This is a genomic window from Pectobacterium polaris (assembly GCF_002307355.1).
GTDB classification, from domain to species: Bacteria; Pseudomonadota; Gammaproteobacteria; order Enterobacterales; family Enterobacteriaceae; genus Pectobacterium; species Pectobacterium polare.
On record NZ_CP017481.1, the window covers coordinates 3,667,980 to 3,686,660 of the forward strand.

The 18,681-nt window shown below is 59.5% G+C and carries 1 protein-coding gene; it reads right to left on the reverse strand.

What is annotated here, in order from left to right; all coding sequences use genetic code 11:
- The gene (locus BJJ97_RS16560) at positions 1 to 18,654 is read right to left on the reverse strand and encodes a hemagglutinin repeat-containing protein (RefSeq protein WP_095994655.1); all 18,654 of its coding nucleotides are present in this window, start codon (positions 18,652 to 18,654) and stop codon (positions 1 to 3) included.
- Positions 18,655 to 18,681: the final 27 nt, after the last annotated feature.

Here is an 18,681-nt window from a genome sequence, read left to right on the forward strand (position 1 = left end):
TTACTTACCACCATTATATTTACTCAAATCAATCAACAGGGCGTTTGGCTTGTGTGAAAAATCCATTACAGCCTCAGAAATACCACCAGATGTCTTTCCTCCTGGCAACCAAAACTGATTTGCGCCAGATTCATTCCCTGATGGGATTTTCAAGTTCTTAAGATCTTGTCTCTTAATATAAAAAGCACCCGTATTTGAATTACCTAAGTAACCCGATTCCAACCCCAGTCTTTTCTCTATGATCCTGAGATTACCACTTGATTCTTTTATCAATTTGTCAAATTCAGATTTGGGCATCACAAACCCATTATCTGGACCAAGAGTTCCATATTTTTTCACATCACTCATTGAGGTAAATCTCACCGCACCATCCTCAAACTTAGCCAAATGCGCATCCATTTCAGCTTTTGACATGTATGTTGATGGATCAGGTCGTTGCCCTTTAGGGATATTAACAATCTCATTTATTTCAGATTGGCTTAATTTTGCATCTCTGGCTGAACCACCGGCTTGCCCCGGTTTTGGCAAACTCCCCACACCCAGCGCCCCATACGCTATATCAGTCAGCCCACCCGCAACAGTCTTAGCCAGTGCGGCTTCCAGCCAGCCACAGTCTGCACAGTTCGCAATGATATCTGCGTAATGCTGCGCTAAAGACTCGTAAGCACGGCCCGCCATATTATCCTGCTGACGTAATTCAGTATAAGCCTTCTCGCTGAGCTCTATTTCCTTGCCGATAGCTTCAACACAGGCACTATCGCCAGCTTCCCAGCAGGACTTCAGTTTCTGGACATTTTCCGCTGACTCTTTCGCCATCTCCTTGCGGATGTCCTGCTCACATTTAGCCTCTCCACCACATCCTTTATAGCGTTCGGTGTATTCCTGCGGACTTCCTTTACTCAGGAAGTTATTCTCAACCTCATTCTTCGCTGTATTCGCACCGCTTCCTGCACCAGCGAGATTACCACCGGCAATGCCTCCCGCACCAGCGCCTGCGATCGTCACCAGATTGGCGATCAGCTGTTTTTGCTCGGCAGAGAGCTCGCCTTTTTTCACCTCCGGGTAGAGCAAACTGGTCAGCACGTCTGCACCCGCCGCGGAGACCAACCCGCCAGCGGCACCGCCTGCTGCACTTCCTCCTTGCGTGTGCGCCAGAACAGCGCCGAGTGCCGTATGCAAGGCAATGCGAGCCGGTTCGCTACCCGCAGAGACATCTTTCACCAGCGCGGCCAGATAGGGTGCTGCCGCACCACTGATGGCTCCATTCAGATTCCCGCCCAGTCCCCCGGATGCGAGTGAAGTCAGTGCAGATCCCGCCATCCAGAAGGCGCTGCCAACGCCATAATCTTTTTCGACCTGCTTCACTTCATTGCTGGTCCGTATCCGCGCGTCCAGTTCCGTAGCGGGTACACCTTCAGCTATCAAACGAGTTCTGGCCTGTTCTTCCGCCTCACCTTTTTTGCTTGTCTTATAAGCATCAAGAGCCTGAACCCCCAGCGCCGTCGCTTCTCGCTGAATGGTCAGTTTGTCCTCAATCTTGTTCCGATCAAACCCGTCTTTTACGCTGCCATTGGCACCGGAGGTATCACGACTGAGCGTGCTAACATCCTGCTGCTGTGCGTCGCTATTTCGAATCTCAATCGTTGCCGGAGACACCGCAGAATATGTCACGCCAGTGGCGGAACCCTTAACCAACCCTAACCCCGCAGTCGGCATACTGTCTGTTGACACACTGAGGCTAAATCCGCTCCCGCTATAACGGGACACATTGACAATATCCTGCCAGCCCAACGTTCCTGTACTGAGGCGGTTTTTCTCTGCCGTTGCTTCAGAGGAAATAATCGCTCCGTCCAGTTGAGTGTGACCACGGGTAAGAATCGTAAAGCCGTTTTCCCCTGCTTGAATACCACTTTGCTCCTGTACTGAGGCATAGCGATTATTCAATATCTGTTGGCTCAGGCTGGCATTACCACTGGCTGACACGGTTTGCCCACCACAAATCGGTGGAACGCAGATGCTGACATTCAGCCCCCCGCTGGTCGTCTTACTATCATAGCGGGACGTATCCTGCGGGCTGCTGATAAGCAAGTCCCCCCCGACGTCGGCTTCCACATGCTTGCCAGAGACAACCGCACCCGCTAAAACGGTGTCAGCACCACTGCGGAGGTTTACCGATTCGGTGGCAGCCACGTGCGTCAGTTGATGCGTCTGGCTATTACCGTTTTCTTTTCCCTTCTGCCCGCTGGCAGACAGCTCTATCGTAAAGCCGTTTTGTTGTCCGCCCAGCCCGAAACCGACACCCACACCGGCATGCTGGCTGCTGCTATTCCCGGTAAGCTGCGATTCACTTTGCGCCGACACCAGCGTCAGCGAATCACCCGCGGTCAAATCGATGTGACGCCCACGAATATCCGCACCCGTAAGGGTAATATCTTTTTCTGCATCCAGACGAATATCGCTGTTAGCAGATAAGGTACTTCCTTCACGTGTCACCGCATCTTGTTGCTGTTTACTCTGGCTGGAGCCCCCGCCTACACTCACCGTGACTTTGATCGCCGCCGTATTCATATTGTTCGCGACGGTCTGTGTTGCGAGGCTGAGCGCCGACTGTGCTGCATAGATCGCACTCAGCCGCGGATCTCTTTTATCCTCGACCGATTGCGACAGGCGTTCAACGGCCTGTAAGGCACTTACGGCGTAGCCGGATAAGGCCGTCGTCACACCGTACTGGCTGCTTTGCTGCTCACGCAACCGATGCTCAGTATCAACTGCTGGGTCGACCGTAATATCACGGCCGCGCACGAGCAGGGATTTTCCTGCCTGCACATCCGTTCCCGCAATCACGACCTTTTCTTTTGCGGCAATACCGATATCACCATTGCCACTCTGAATAATGCTGCGAATCGCACTTTGCTGACTAACGTCATCGACTGAGCGATAGCGACTCGACTGCCACCCCATCGTGCCGCTGTAGCCATCGCCGCCTAGATCGCCGATGGTGCTACGGCTGCCAGCGGTTTCATTGCGTGCATGGTTTTGCCCAGGGTTAACAACGACATTGCCATTATTAGCCGAAATAGAGACAGCATTGATACCCGTGACCGCGCTACCCGTGATAAGAATGTCCCGTTGTTGGCTGTTCAGCGTCACGTTTTTGCCGCTCAGGGTGCTGGCTGTTTGTGCCAGCGTATCGCCCTGCTGCTTTTCACGTACGGACTCGCTGGCAAACGGTATCAGACTGACACCATGGTTAGGGCCACCGCTGAGGTGACGAATCGATGAGCCGATCCCCGGAATAGCATCACTGAACGACCAGCCACTCTGGGTACGGTTTTCCGTCGTTTTTTCCCAGTCGCTGGCACTTTGCAGGTTGATATCCCGCACGGCATCCAGTAACAGGTTGCCCCCGGCCTGAATTGAGCTCCCCGATACCAGAATATTTCCTGCATTGGGGCGGGATACGTTTGTCGTCCCTTCAGCAAGGGTGGTCTGAAGTTGAATATCCCCGGCGGCGGTTAACGCGCTGCCCGTTTGATAAACCCCCTGCGTATGTTGCTCTGTTTTACTGCTGTTACGGCCTATCGAGAGCGCAATCTGAGGTGCATCGAACACCATCGCAGCGGCTTCACTCATGTATAACCGGGCTTTCTGTGTTATTCCTTCTGTTTTTCCAATATCCCGCAGATTCTGATAGCTGTCATACGGCGTGCCTTTCAGGGCGATACCGATTCCACTACTTTTCGTTTCAGAACGGATCGTGATATCCCGCGTGTCCTGGCCGGGGGTAATGTCGATCTCCTGCGCGCGGATCGTGATATTTCCACGCTGTCCCTCTCCGCCGCCGGCAATAATGTCACTGCCGCTAATCGCAATACGTTGCCCTGATTGCATCATGACATCGCCATCGACGGCACCAACGACACTACGCGACTCACTCTGACGCGTTTCCGCACCGTTATACTCTGCACTGCTGGACTGTTTCCCGATGGTGAAGCCCAAACCGCCACCGCTCATCAGCCCGGATTTTTTCTTCGTCTGTTTTTCATAAACACGCTGCGTTTCGACGCTGGCCGCCATATCAATGTCATTACCAGCGCTGAGTGCAACAAGCTGCTCGCCGGACAACACCGATCCCGACATATTGATGTCATGGTCGGCCTGCAACACAACCTTATCGCCAGACAGGACACTTTCTTTCTCGTCACTACGGAAATTATCGCGAACGGTATGCGTCACCGTCTTCGAGAAGGCTTTTTTCTTGACCTTCGTCTCTTCAAAGAACGTGTGCTGCGTTTCGGTGGCCGACAGCAGGTTGATGTCGTTGCCCGCCTGTGCCGTCACCGCGCCGCTCGCCACACCCTGTGCTGCCTGCAGGTTGATATCTCTGCCCGCCTGCAGGTTCAGGCCTTTGCCCGCCGTTAACTCGGTGCTCTGCTGGGTGATGTTTTGCTGCCAGTCGGCGTGACGGTTCCACCAGTTGCCGCTGTAGGTTTCTTCCTCTTGAGACAGCAGGTTGAGATCGCGTCCGGCTGCCAGTGTCGCATTGCCTTTGGCGTTCAGGCTGGCCGCTTCGGACAGCACATCCCTTCCAGCCACCAGATTCAGGTCGCCCCCGCTCAGGAGCTGGCTGTTTGCCAAGTCCTGCGTGCGGCGCTGTGCGGTGCTGCCGCCCTGATACAACGTCTCTTTCAGCGTGTCCTGCGACGTCAGGCGGATGTCATTGCCCGCCGCCAGCGTCAGCGCCGTGCCGCCGGAAAGCGAGCTGGCGTCAATCTGAATATCCTGACCCGCCACCGCGCTCAGTGCGCCGCCCGCATTGACGGTGCTGCCCTGCACGCCCGTGTTCAGCGCGGTGTTGCTGCTGCGCCACCCGATATCTACACGGTTGTTGGTCAGCGTCAGCGCCTCAATCGCCACATTACCTTTGGCGTTCAACGCCATGTCCTGTCCGGCGTTGAGCGTAGCCGCCACGTTGCGGATATCCTTGCCCGCGCTGAGCGTCAGGCTGTTGCCCGCGACGATTTCGGCGGTTTTACCCAGTTCGGTGAACGTGAGCGAGCCCGTACCGCTGTGGGAAGCCGTCGGCTGCGCGGTCTGGAAGTTGCGGCTTTCCGTCCGGTTGATGATATCGCCGTTAATGCTGGCGAGCTGCAGCGTGTTGCCCTCCATCCGGCTGCCGCTGTTGGTGATGTTATTCAGCGCCACCAGATTCAGGCCGCCGTCTGACTTAATCAGACCGCCCTCGTGGTTATCAATCCTGTCGCCGCTGGCGATTGCCAGCACTTCAACCGCCTTGAGCGTGCCGCTGTTGGTGACGTTGCCGCCCGCGTTCAGCTCGACTTTATTCGCGACAATCGCGCTGCCCTGCAGGTTGCTTTTATCCGCCTGCGCCAGATACAGCTTCGGTGCCAGCACGGTCTGCCCGTTGACCTCGATATTTTCCCACCAGACCAAACTCTGGCTGAGGTTCGCGACCTGATCCGGCGTCAGGCTGACGCCCAGCTGCAGGTTCATGCCTTTCTGCGCTGCCGCAGCGTTATCCAGCAGCATTTGCATCTGTGCCAGATCGGAACCGGTGCCGTTCAGGTGACGTTGCCCGCTCTGTTTCAGCACCGCCTGGCTGATGTAGCGGGTATCAAACTCCGCATCCCCGAGGAAGCGGTAATCATGATCCGCATCCAAATTCAGCTTATCCAGCAGATAGGACGAGCCCAGTACCCGGTCGGCCTGCGTCCACTGTGAGCTCGTTTCGACCGGCACCACCGTTGACGGCTGTTGCCCCAGCAGCGTCTGCAGATCGCTGAACAGCGCGTTATCCACCTGCCCCAGCTGTTCCAGTTTCGGGTTAGTGTGGATCAGGTAACGACTGTCGGCATTCGGATCGACAACCAGCAGCCCGTTATTGCCCGTCGGCAGCGGGTAATCGGCAAGCGGATTGGTACTCAGATTTTGCAGCCCGTTGCCGATGGCGCTCAGCAGCGCGGCGGCAGAGAGAGGCTGTGGCGCAGAAGGCGAAGTTCCGCCCGACGGGGTGTCTACACTGACCGCCTGCTTCGGTGCGTCAATCGCGGCCATGCCCGGTGTAGTCAGTGTGGCGGGGCTACCTACCGTGCCCGCTATCGTGACGCCCGTTGCGGTATTGTCCACGCTCACCGGCGTCAGGCTCTTGCCGCCATCGGGCCGCTGACCTGTCGACGTCAGTGCGACCGCATCGGGGTTGTTGACGTGAACAGAAGTAGAAGGTTGCAACACCACTGCGTCGCCGGTGTTGAGCGTCAGCGGCCCGGTAGTATTCGGCGCCGCGATGACCGCCGTGATGTTCTCCGCCTGTGCGCCCGCTTGCAGCGCGGTACTCGCCTGCTGCGTAAGTGTGACCGCATTGGGATTGTTCACGTGACCGGAAATCGAAGGCTGTAACACCACCGCGTCACCGGTGGTGAGCGTCAGCGGCCCGGTGGTATTCGGCGCCGCGATCGCCGTTGTGATGTTCTCCGCCTGTGCGCCCGCTTGCAGCGCGGTACTCGCCTGCTGTGTCAACGTCACGGTTTTACCCGTCGCATTCACGCCTGCGGCATTACCTGACAGCGCAGCCTGTCCGCTCCCTGCCTGGGTGACGTCTACCGCACCCGCGTTAAACGACGAGTCCTGACTGGCCAGCTGGCGCGTGGTCTGCTTCTGTAAGGGTGACAGCGTGGTGATGGCATCCAGCACCGGTTTGGTGGAAGCTGGCATAAAGCCACCGCTGCCCGGCTGCAGAGTAGTGTTGCTGATATCTTGTTTGAAATCGGCGGTAATGGTGCCGCCCGCCTGAATTAACGCGTTATAGCTTTCACCCTCGGTTTTTTCGTAGGTTGGGGAGGTTTCATACAGTGAATACTGTAAATCATTATTGAACCGTTTTTCTCTTTCCTCCCTTCGTCCATATCTACTATCATTAAATTTATATATTGCATCTTTATCATTATTAGCAAAGAAATTAGCACCTCCTAAATATTTATATGTCAGGTATTTTTTTACATAACCCTCTTGATATGATCGATTTTCAAAATCACGCCCTTTTAATATAATATCTTTAATCGCAGTAATTTGAGAGGCATTGTTAAGTAAGAAGGCAGAGTACGAATAGAAAGACCCACCTGAATTCATTGTACCTACTTTCCCACCAGCAATTACTTTAGTACTGCTAGTCTCTAATGCTACTTTTATAAATTCAGATTTTTCATACGCCGCATACATCCACCAATACTCACCAGGCCGCCCGCTCTCCAATCCTATACCATCTTCAAGAATCCCATAATCTCCCTCTTTAAACCACTCAATCGGAATATATACCATCGTTTTACCCACCCAGTCTGGCACAGATTCCGCCGTCGATTCTCCTTCCGTCACCACAAGCCCCTCACGCTGATTAGTCAGCGTGCCGGTGTTAATGGTGATATCGCCGGACTGGGTTTCAATGGTGCCGGAGCTGTTGAGCAGCGAGGTGCTGGCGTTGCCCTGCGCATCGCGCTGCACCCACAGATTATTGCCCGCCAGAATGGTGCCGAACACGTTGGTCAGGGAATCCGACAGCAGGCGCATATTGCCGCCCGCGTAGAGCATGCTGCTGTTATGCAAGACGCTCCCCGCCTGCACCAGCAGGTCACCGGTGGTGCCAATCAGTCCTTGGTTATTCAGCGTGTTATCGCTCACCAGCATCAGGTTGCCGCCCGCCTGAATGCTGCCTGCTTCCAGTTGCACGATGTCTTTTGCACTGACGCGTGACTCCCCGCCGCCCGCTAGAATGTTGCCCTGATTCGTCAGCGTGCCAGTACTGGTCAGTTGGACAGATTTCCCCTGTAGGGTGCCGCGCTGATCGAGGTCACCCGCCACGTTTAACGTCAGCTGCTGTCCGGCGGCCATAGCTTGCGTAAAGATCAGCGGCCCGGTGAGTTCGGCACTCAGGTTGCCCAGCGCCACCAGTTGCCCGTCCTGCTGCAGTTCATGGGTTTTCAGGCGCAGGTCCTGCGCGCTGTAAAGCTTCGCGCCCTGACGGTTAATGAGACGCTGCGTCTGCAGCGCCAGCTGTGTCAGGCCCAGCAGCGTGCCGTGGTTGTCCAGTTCATCGGCAATAATCTCCAGTTCGCCGGCCTGCACCAGCCCGTTATTCACCCACTGCGGGATTTTTAGCGTCAGTTTGTCCTGCGCCATCAGGCTGCCCTGCTGGGTCAACTGCGCGGTGTTGAGCACCAGTCCGCGCCCCTGCAGCCAACCGTGGTTGTCCACTGCCGCTGCGTTCAGCGTGGTGGTGCCGTCAGACAGCAACTGCCCACCTTGCTGGTTGATAATCTTATCTTTTCCATCCAGTTGCAGCGCGGTGATGCCCTGTACCGTGCCGCCGTTGGTGATGGTATTGCCCGTCAGCGTGGTGGTGGTGGCCTTGATGTCGCCCTGATTGTCCAGCGCCGCGGCCTGCACGTTCAGCGTGCCGTCGCTGCTTAAACGCGCCTGCGGCGCATTACTGAACTGGCCGACAACGATAGCATTAAGCGCACGGTCGCCGCGCAGGGTGCCGTGATTAGTGAGCGCCTCCGCACCCAGCGTCAGCGTGCTGCCCTGTATCTGCCCGCGGTTGGTGATGTCATGCGCTGTCAGGCTAAGGTCGCCGCCGCTGACCAGCTGGCTGCCCTGCGCGCCCCGATAGGCGCCGCTCAGTTGCAGCGTCCCGCGCTGCACGCCCAGCAGATTGCCCTGCTGTTCCAGGTCACGGGCGGTCAGCCGTAACGCGTCCGACTGCCACAGCCCCTGATTGCTCAGCACGCCGGTCGTCAGTTCGCCCGTGCCACCGCTGAGCAAGCGCCCCGAGGCCAGGTTATCGACACGGTCGGTGAGATCCAGCGTAAAGCCGCCGACACCCGTCAGCGTGCCGCTGTTCTCCAGCGTCTTACCGAACAATGTCACCGCGCCTTGCGAGAACAGCTCACCCTGATTACGTAACTGGTCGCCATTGAGCGACAGGCTGTTCAGCCCCGCGACAGTGCCGCTATTGCTGAACGTATCACCGTTCAGCGTCAGCGTGCCCGCCTGCCATAACCCGGCGTTGTCCGCCTGTTTAGCCTGGAGCGTGGCCGTACCTTTGCTAAGCAGCTGGCTGCTTTTATTGCCGACATAGCGCAGCACGTCGAGCAGGCGCAACGCGTCGGTGCCCTGAATGCGGCCCTGATTATCGATATCCCCTGCGCGCAGTTGCAGGTCGTTGGCCTGTAGCGTACCGGCATTGCGCAGCGTGCCGCTGTCGAGGCGGCCTTCGCCGTTGGTCAGCAGTTCCGCCCCAGCGCGGTTAATCAGTTCGTCACGGTTAGCCACCGTCAGGCCGTGACTGCCCAGTATGCGTCCGCCGTTATCCAGCGCATGGGTGGTCAGGTTCAGCGTGCCCGCGGCTATCTCACCGATTTGCGTCAGGCGGTCGGCCGTGATGATGGCCTCGGCGTCGCTCAGCAGGCGAGACTGTGCATTCCCCTGATAGATACCCACTAAATCGAGGCGAAGGTTATCCTGCCCGAGCAGCGTCCCGCCGTTCGTCAGGTCGTTCGCCGTCAGCGCCAGCGTATTGCCCTGCCAGAGCCCGTCGTTCGCAACCGTGCCCGCCTGCGCCTGCAGGGCCCCGTTGGTCAGCAGCTGGCCGGTGCTGCCGACCGTCAGGCCATCCCGCAGCGCCAGCGTGATACCGCGCTCACCGATAACCGTGCCAGTGTTGTTGAACGAGCCGCCGTTCAGCGCCAGCACCCGGCTTTCCCAGCGTCCGCTATTGCGCAGCTGATTGCCGCGTAACGTCAGCGTATCGGCAGTATGCAGCAGGCCGGTTCCCTGATAGTCGCCGTCAAGCGTCAGCGCCCCGTCGGCCATCACCGTGCCCGCGTTGTTTATCGCACCGCTGTCGAGCGTCAGCTTACCCACGCCGGACACGGTGCCCTGATTGTCGAGCAGGCTGGCGCTCAGCCAGCTGTCGCCGCCGGAGAGCAGCGTGCCCTGATTGGTTAACCGGCTGGTGGGGTTGGTGCGGTCCAGCGTAATGGCTAACCCGTTGTCCCCCTGCATCCGCCCGCGGTTGGTCAGTTGCTGGGCCTCAAACGTCAGGCGGTCCGCCTGTACATCACCGTCGTTGGTCACGCTCGCCGCACGCAATACCGCCATCCCCTGCGACAGAAGTTTCCCATTCTGCTGATTCGTCAGGCCGTTGGCGGCGGTCAATGACAGGGCGTTGAGACCAAAAATCTGTCCACGGTTGGTCAGCTCAGCAGCCTGCAGCGTGATATCGCCCGCCTGCCACTGCCCCTGATTGTCAACCTGATCCGCCGTCAGCGTGCTGCTGCCCTGACTCAGCCAGTGGCCCTGATTGCGGGCCGTCCCCGCAATCGCCAGCGTCAGTGCATCGACACCCAGCATCTTGCCCTGATTGTCCAGCGTCCCGGCGTCTACCGTCAGCGCCCGCGCTTCCAGCGTACCCTGCTGGTCGATATGGTTCGCAACGATACCCAACGTGGTGCTGCCGCTGATAAGCCCGCGATTCTCCAGTGTATTACGCAGATCCAGTTGCAGATCGTCCGAGCCCAGTATCTGCCCGTGGTTCAGCACGTCCACCGCGGTGATACCTGTCCGCTGGCCGGTGAGGTCACCGGTGTTAGTCAGGGTGCCGTCCAGCGTTAACTGCAGGTCACGCGTGCCGTTCAGCTGTCCGCCGTTGGTCACGTCGCGGGCGGCAATGGTGAATGCCTGGCTGTTCAGCGTTCCCTGATTATCCAGATGATTGCCAAGCTGCAGCGTCAGCCCGTTCACGCCCGTCAGGGTGCCGTGGTTGAATACGTCATTGGCCCTGAGCGTCAGCGCATTACTGCTGACATCGCGGGTATTATTCAGCGTCCCATTCAGATGTAGAGTCAGGCTGTCGACGCCGGTGATCGCACCGCTGTTGGTCAGGTCATTCGCGTTCAGCGTCAGCGCCGCCCCGTACAGCGTGCCGCGATTGGTGAGACTGTCACTCACCGTCAGTTCAAGGCGGTCAAGGCCGTTGATTTTTCCGCGGTTGTCCAGCTTGTCGGCCTGTGCGGTGAGTTGATAGCCGCTCAACATGCCCTGATTGATTAAGGCGTCATCCAGCGTCAGTTGAAGACCGTCGACGCCGGTAATCTCACCCGCGTTGGTCAGCGACCGGGCAGCAACAGTGGCGAGCTTGCTCCACAGCGTCCCCTGATTGTGTAATTCGCCGTTTACCAGCGTCGCCTTCAGCGATGTATCACCCTGAATATGCCCGCGGTTGTTCAGGTTTTGTGCGTCCAGCGTCAGGCGGTCCGCCTGCCATTCGCCCTCGTTACTCGCCTCGGCCGCGTTCAGCACCGCCTGGCCCTGCGTGAGCAGCGAGCCGGTTTGCGCATTGGTCAATTTATTTTTCGCCGTCAGCGACAGCGTCGACAGACCCAGCAGTTGGCCAGCATTCCCGACCTCATCCGCCATCAGCGCCAGCGTGTTGCCCTGCCAGAGCCCGTCGTTTATGACCGTGCCCGCCTGCGCCTGCAGGGCACCGTTGGTCAGCAGTTGGCCGGTACCGCCGACCGTCAGGCCATCCCGCAGCTCTAGCGTGATACCGCGCTCACCGATAACCGTGCCGGTGTTGTTGAACGCGCCGCCGTTCAGCGCCAGCGCCCGGCTTTCCCAGCGCCCGTCATTGCGCAGCTGATTGCCGCGCAGCGTCAGGGTGTCGGCAGTATGCAGCAGGCCGGTGCCCTGATAGTCGCCGTCAAGCGTCAGCGCCCCGTCGGCGATAACAGTGCCCGTATTGTTTATCGCACCGCTGTCGAGCGTCAGCTTACCCACGCCGGACACGGTGCCCTGATTATCGAGCCGGCTGGCGCTCAGCCAGCTGTCGCCGCCGGAGAGCAGCGTACCCTGATTAGTGAGCAGGCTGGCGGGGTTGGCTCGGTCCAGCGCGATGGCTAACCCGTGGTCCCCCTGCATCCGTCCGCGGTTGGTCAGTTGCTGCGCCTCAAACGTCAGGCGGTCTGCCTGCGCGTCGCCGTCATTTATCACGCTCGCCGCACGTAACACAGCCATCCCCTGCGACAGGAGTTTTCCGTTTTGCTGATTCGTCAGGCCGTTGGCGGCGGTCAGCGACAGGGCGTTGAGACCAAAAATCTGCCCGCTATTGCTCAAATCATTGGCCTGCAGTGTGATATCGCCCGCCTGCCACTGCCCCTGATTGTCAACCTGATCCGCCGTCAGCGTGCTGCTGCCCTGACTCAGCCAGTTGCCCTGATTGCGGGCCGTCCCCGCAATCGCCAGCGTCAGTGCATCCACGCCCAGCATCTTGCCGTGATTATCCAGCGTCTGCGCGTCCACTGTCAGCGCCCGCGCTTCCAGCGTGCCCTGCTGGTCGATATGGTTCGCAACGATACCTAACTTGGTGTTGCCGCTGATAAGCCCGCGATTCTCCAGTGTGTTGCGCAGATTCAGTTGCAGGTCATCGGAACCCCGCATCTGTCCGTGGTTCAGCACGTCCTTCGCAGTGATATCGGTGCGCTGGCCGGTGAGATCGCCGGTGTTGGTCAGGGTACCGTCCAGCGTTAACTGCAGGTCGCGCGTGCCGTTCAGCTGTCCGCCGTTGGTCACGTCGCGGGCCGCAATGGTGAGCGCCTGGCTGTTCAGCGCGCCCTGATTATCCAGATGATTGCCAAGCTGCAGCGTCAGCCCGTTCACACCCGTCAGGGTACCGTGGTTGACGACGTCATTGGCCCTGAGCGCCAGCGCATTACTGCTGAGGTCACGCGTATTATTCAGCGCCCCGTTCAGATGTAGATTCAGGCTGTCGACGCCGGTGATCGTGCCGCTGTTGGTCAGGTCGCTGGCGTTCAGCGTCAGCGCCGCTCCGTACAGCGTGCCGGTATTGTCGAGGCTCTCGTTGACTGTCATGTCCAGTTGGTCGAGGCCGTTAATTTTCCCGTGGTTGTCCAGCCTGTCGGCCTGCGTGGTCAGCAGATAGCTGCTCAACGCGCCCTGATTGGTTAACGCGTCATCCAGCGTCAGTTGCAGACCGTCAACGCCGGTAATATCACCCGCGTTGGTCAGCGACCGGGCAGTAACAGTGGCGAGCTTGCTCCACAGCGTCCCCTGATTGTTCAGGTCACCATTCGCCAGCGTCATCGTCAGCGCTGCATCACCCTGAATGTGACCGGTGTTGGTCAGCTGCTGTGCGTCCAGCGTCAGGCTGTCCGCCTGCCATTCACCGTCGTTCTCGGCAGTAGCCGCGTGCAATACCGCCAGGCCCTGCGTGAGCAGCGTGCCGGTTTGCGCATTGGTCAGCATGTTTTTCGCCGTCAGAGTCAGTGCCGACAGCCCCAGCAGTTGGCCGGCATTCTCGACCTCATCCGCCGTCAGCGTCAGCGTCTTCGCCTGCCACTGGCCGCGGTTGTCCAACTGGCGGGCGGTCAGCATGCTGTCGCCCTGACTCAGCCATTTTCCGCTGTTGCGCGCCGTGGTGTTAATCGCCAGCGTCAGCGCATCGACACCCAGCATCGTGCCCTGATTGTCGAGCGCATCCGCCTGCACCTGCAGCTGGCGGCTTTCCAGTGAACCCTGCTGTTCGATCTGATTCGCCTCAAGCACTACCCGCTGGCTGCCGCTAATCAAGCCGCTATTGCGCGCCGTCTCCTGCAGCGTCAGGTGCAGCGCGTCACCGGCGAGCTCGCCCTGATTGAACAGGTCGGTCGCCGACAGCCCCAGCGTCGCGCCATAAAGCTGCCCCTGATTGGTCAGGCTATCGGCAACAGTCAGCTGCAGCGCGTTAACCCCAGCAATCTCGCCGCCGTTAAACAGGCTAGCGGCCATGATGTCGGTGCGCTGCCCCAGCAGCGTGCCCTGATTGTCCAGCGCCTGTCCCTGCAGTTGGATAGCGTTCGCCTGCCAGCGCCCGCGGTTGGTGAGCGTGGTGCCGGACCAGTCCAGCAGTCCGTCAGTCTGCAGCGACCCGCGGCCCTGATAATTGCCCGCCAGTGACAGCCCGGTGACGGCCACGATATCTCCGGCATTCTCCACCGTCTCACCGATAAGGGTTGCCGTGCCGTTGCTGGCGAGGGAGCCCTGATTAGCTATCTGCGTGGCGCGCAGCTGCGTGTCGCCACCGGACACCAGCGTGCCGCGGTTGTCCAGCACACCGTCTGTTGCTCCACCGCTCTGACGTGAAGATGACGCGTTGAGTTGCTGGATATCTGCCGCCAGTGATAGCGCCATCGGCAGGAATGAACGCTGAGAAGGAGCACTCGCGGGTACTACCGCGATGTCCATGTCCCCTGCGGCCTGCACCCGTCCCGCGTTGGTGAAGTTTGTAGCCTGCAGCGTCAGGCGCTCCGCCCGCCACTCGCCGTGATTCTCCGCCTGCGCGGCCTGTAACACCGCCGCGCCCTGCGTCAGCAGTTTGCCGGTTTGTTGGTTGGTCAGCCCGCGTTGTGCGGTTATCGACAGCGCGTCAATCCCCAGCAGTTGCCCGGCATTGGTGACCTCATCCGCGTCAAGCAAGAGGGTCGCGGCCTGTATCAATCCGCTATTGTCCACCTGCTGAGCGGTTACCACTCCAGCTTTCTGGGTCAGCAGGCTGCCGTCATTGGACAGGTTACCGGCAATCGACAATGTCAGCGCGTCCACACCCAGTATCTTGCCCTGATTGACCAGTGAAGCGGCGTCCAGCGTGACGGTTTTTCCTTCCAGCGTGCCATTCTCGCGCTGGGTGACGGCGTCTGCCGTCACCGCCAGTGTGTTGTTTGCACTGATTATCCCTGCGTTATCCAACTGACCGGCGAGCGTGAGCTGCAGCGAGTCCGTCCCGACAATGTCACCACGGTTATTGAGGTCGGTTGCCGTAACACCCAGCGCGCGACTGCGCAACGCGCCGGTATTGTGCAGGCGGTCGCCGAGCGACAGCGTCAGCGTATCAACAGCGGTGAAGTCACCGTGGTTAACCAGACGATCGGCGGACATAGTGACGGAGTTCCCCAGCACCGTGCCCTGATTGGTCACGTCCTTCCCTTGCAGGGACAGCGCCCGGCTTTCCCAGTGCCCCTGATTCGCCAGCGTGTCGCCGTGCAGCGTCAGTGTGCCCGCCGTATTCAGCAGGCCGCGGCCCTGATAGTCGCCCCGCAGCGACAATCCTGTCGCCGCGACCACTCGCCCGTCGTTAATCAGCGACGCACCAGTCAGTTCAGTGCGCCCCAGACTGGACAGCGTGCCCTGGTTATCCATCAGGCGCGCGAACAACGTGGCATCTCCGCCTGTCGTCACGGTGCCACGGTTAACGAAGGTGCCCTTGCCGTCAGTAGCGGGCAGCGCCAGGGACAAAGCCTCATCGCCCTGAATCTGGCCGTCATTGGTCAGATCCTCTGCCGCCAGCGTCAGAGCTTTCGCCTGCCACTCTCCGGCATTGATGGCCTCTGCCGCCGTTAACGTCGCGATGCCCTGAGACAGCAGTTTTCCTGCTTGCTGGTTGGTAAGCGCGCGGGTGGCCGCCAGCGCCAGCGAGGACACACCGAGGATTTTCCCCGCGTTATCCAGTTCATCCACCTGCAGCGTGACGTTTTTCGCCTGCAAGGTGCCCTGATTGATAAACCGCTGCGCTGACGTGGTGCTGTCACCGTCGCTCAGCAGTTCGCCCTGACTGGAGAGGTTGCCCGCTATCGCCAATGTCAGCGCATCCGTGCCGCGCAACGTGCCCTGATTAGCAAGCTGTGCCGCATCCACGCGCAGCTGATTGCCCTGCAGCGTACCGGCGTTATCCAGATTGCCAGTGATAGCCAGCGTCAGCGCATCAGTACCGTGAAGTGTACCCTGATTGGTCAGACGTGCCGCATCCACGCGGAGCAAGTTGCCCTGCAGCGTACCGGCATTCACCAAACTATCGGCTATCGCCAGGGTCAGCGCATCCGTGCCGTGAAGTGAGCCCCGATTATCGAGCTGTGCCGCGTCCACACGCAGCTGGTTACCCTGTAGCGTGCCGTTGTTATCCAGATTGCCAGTTAAGAAGAGCGACAGATTATTGATACCGCTCATCGTGCCACGGTTGTCGAGAGACGTACCGTCTGCGGTGAGGGTTAACGCCTGCAACGTGCCTCGGTTGTCGGTCTGCGCCGCCTGAAGGTGCAGCGACTCTGCGCTGAGCCAGTCACCGCTATTGGTAAAGGTATCGGCGACGGTCAGGTTCACCGCGCCCCGCGCCTGTGCCTGCCCGCTGCTCGTAAGAGTAGTGGCCTCAATATTCAGCACAGTGCCCTGCAACACCCCGGCCTGGCTGGCGGTATTGCTGTTCATCGTCCAGTTTCCGGTGGCCAGCAGGCTGCCGCGGTTGTCCAGTTGGGTCGCCGTAATCTGTCCGTCGCCGGTAATACTGGTCTTGCCCACGTTGAGCCAGCGCTCGGCATTCAGCAGGAACTGCTGCGCCTGAATCGCGCCATCGGTCTCTGCCTGTGCGGCGTTCACCGTCAGGTCGGTGCCCGCTAGCAGCGTGCCGTGAGCGGACTGCGTCAGTGAGCGTGTGGCGTCAAGCTGCAGCGCCTTGTCAGCCTGCAGCGTGCCCTGATTAGCAAGCGTGCCGGTGTGCAACTGTAATGCCGGGGCGGTGAGCGTACCGTCATTGCTGAGGCGGTCGGCGGTTATTTGCAGGATGTTGCCAGCCTGCATCAGGCCGCGGTTATCCAGCGCGTCGCCCAGCGTCAGCGCCAGTTTTTCACCTGCACTCAGGGTGCCGTGATTCACCAGACTGCCGCCGTGCAGCGCCAGCATCTGCTGTACGTTGAGCGTGCCGTGGTTTTCGGTCGTCTGGCTGGTCAGGTCGAGGGCGTTAGCGGTGACCTCGCCTTGATTACTAAGCTGGTCAGCCTGTGCGGTCAGCGTCGCGGCCTGCAGTGTGCCGCCATTGGTGATGCTGTCGGCCAGCAAAAACAGCTGATTATCGGTCAGGATGTTGCCCTGATTGTTCAGCACCTCCTGCAGTTCAAGTTTTACCTCGTGCCGGGCGCTGAGTAATCCGGTGTTGTCCAGACGCTGCGCGTTAACTGTCAACCGCTCGGCGGCGGCCAGCGTGCTGCGGTTCGTCAACGTGTTGCCGCTGAACGTCAGTGCCTGCAGCGCGGCGATATCGCCCTGGTTATCCAGCGAGTCCAGCGTCAGCGCGAGGGTTTTCCCCGCTAGCGTGCCGCGCTGTACCAGATGTCCGCCGTCAACGCTCAGCGCATGACCGGCCGTCAGATTTCCCTGCCAGTCGCCCTGCTGCGTCACGCGCACCGTGGCGTTGTTCTTCGCCTGAAGCAGCGCGCTGCCGGCACCGTTAAGCGTTTTCGCCTCGAGTCGTACATCCTCAGCGCCCGTACTCCCCGCCAGCGACACCGTGTCGCCGCGCATCTCAAGCACCGACTCCGCTTTGATGCCGCTTTGCGCATCCTGCTGCAGCGAGCGCCCCGCCTCGACCGTCACCTTGCCGGCGGCAAGCTGGGTAGCATTAATCGTGACATTGTCACCTTTAAGAACGAGTTGATGAGCGGAGTTGACCGTGCCCTGCGCATCGACGCCGGCACTGATGACGCTGTTTTGCGCCTGCAGTCCGCCACCCGATGTCAGTTCGATGTGTTGTCCGGCCCGCAGCGTCGCGTCCTGCAGCGTGATGTCCTGTCGGGCGTTCAGCGTTAGCGCGTCACCCGCCTGTTGCTTGCCCCGCAGCGCCAGCGCCTCCGCGTCGGCCTGAATGCTGCCCTGCGCCACCGCATCGCCGAGGCTGAGTTTACCGTTGGCCGACAGCGTGATATCGCCGCTGCGCGCGCTCAGATTACCGAGGTTAACGCCCACGCCCTTATCGCTGGAAACCAGCTTGATGCGATTGGTGTACATGCCGCCCAGCGCGCCCGTATCCAGCGCGACTTTTACATTACTGCCAGCCACGCCGCCGTCCGCCGCCTGCGCCGTCACCTTGCCCGTCGCATCGACCTGATTGGCCCCCAGCACAATCCGGGTATCGTTGGCATTCAGCCCGGCATCAATCTGCGCGGTGCGGGCTATCAGGCTGAGGTAGTCACTCTTGCTCGCATCCAGCCCCTGCCCGGTCAGCGTGATATCGCCGCGCTTCACGTCGATATGCTGCAGATTCCCCTGCGCATCCAACTGCGGTTTACCGGTGGTCAGCGTCACCTGCGGGGTATTGATAAAGCCGCAGCCGTCGCAGGTAATGCCGTTCGGATTGGCAACAATCACGCTGGCCTGCTTGCCGCCCACTTCCAGGTAGCCCGCCAGCGTACTGCGATTGGTGGACACCACTTCGTTGATAATGGCGTCGGCAGCCTTGCCTTTCAGGTTGGGGTTGTTCTGGATCAGCCCGCCGAGCTGAGTCGGATTGAGCTGCGCCGTGCCGTTATTCAGGATCAGACCCGGCTTGTCGACGTTAAAATCCTGGTACTGATTGTGGGAGATCCCCGCGCTGTTTGGCGTGGCGATATTGATGACCGGGACGCCGTTGCCGGCCTGATCCAGCGCGGTATTGCCCGTAGCGACCTGCACGCCCGCCGCCATCGCCGGCAGCAGCGGCTGAAACGCAATCAAATGGATCAACGTATACGCCAGCAGGCGTTGTGTGGTTTTTACTGGTTTCATCCCTGATCCCCGGTCTTAATAATTAAC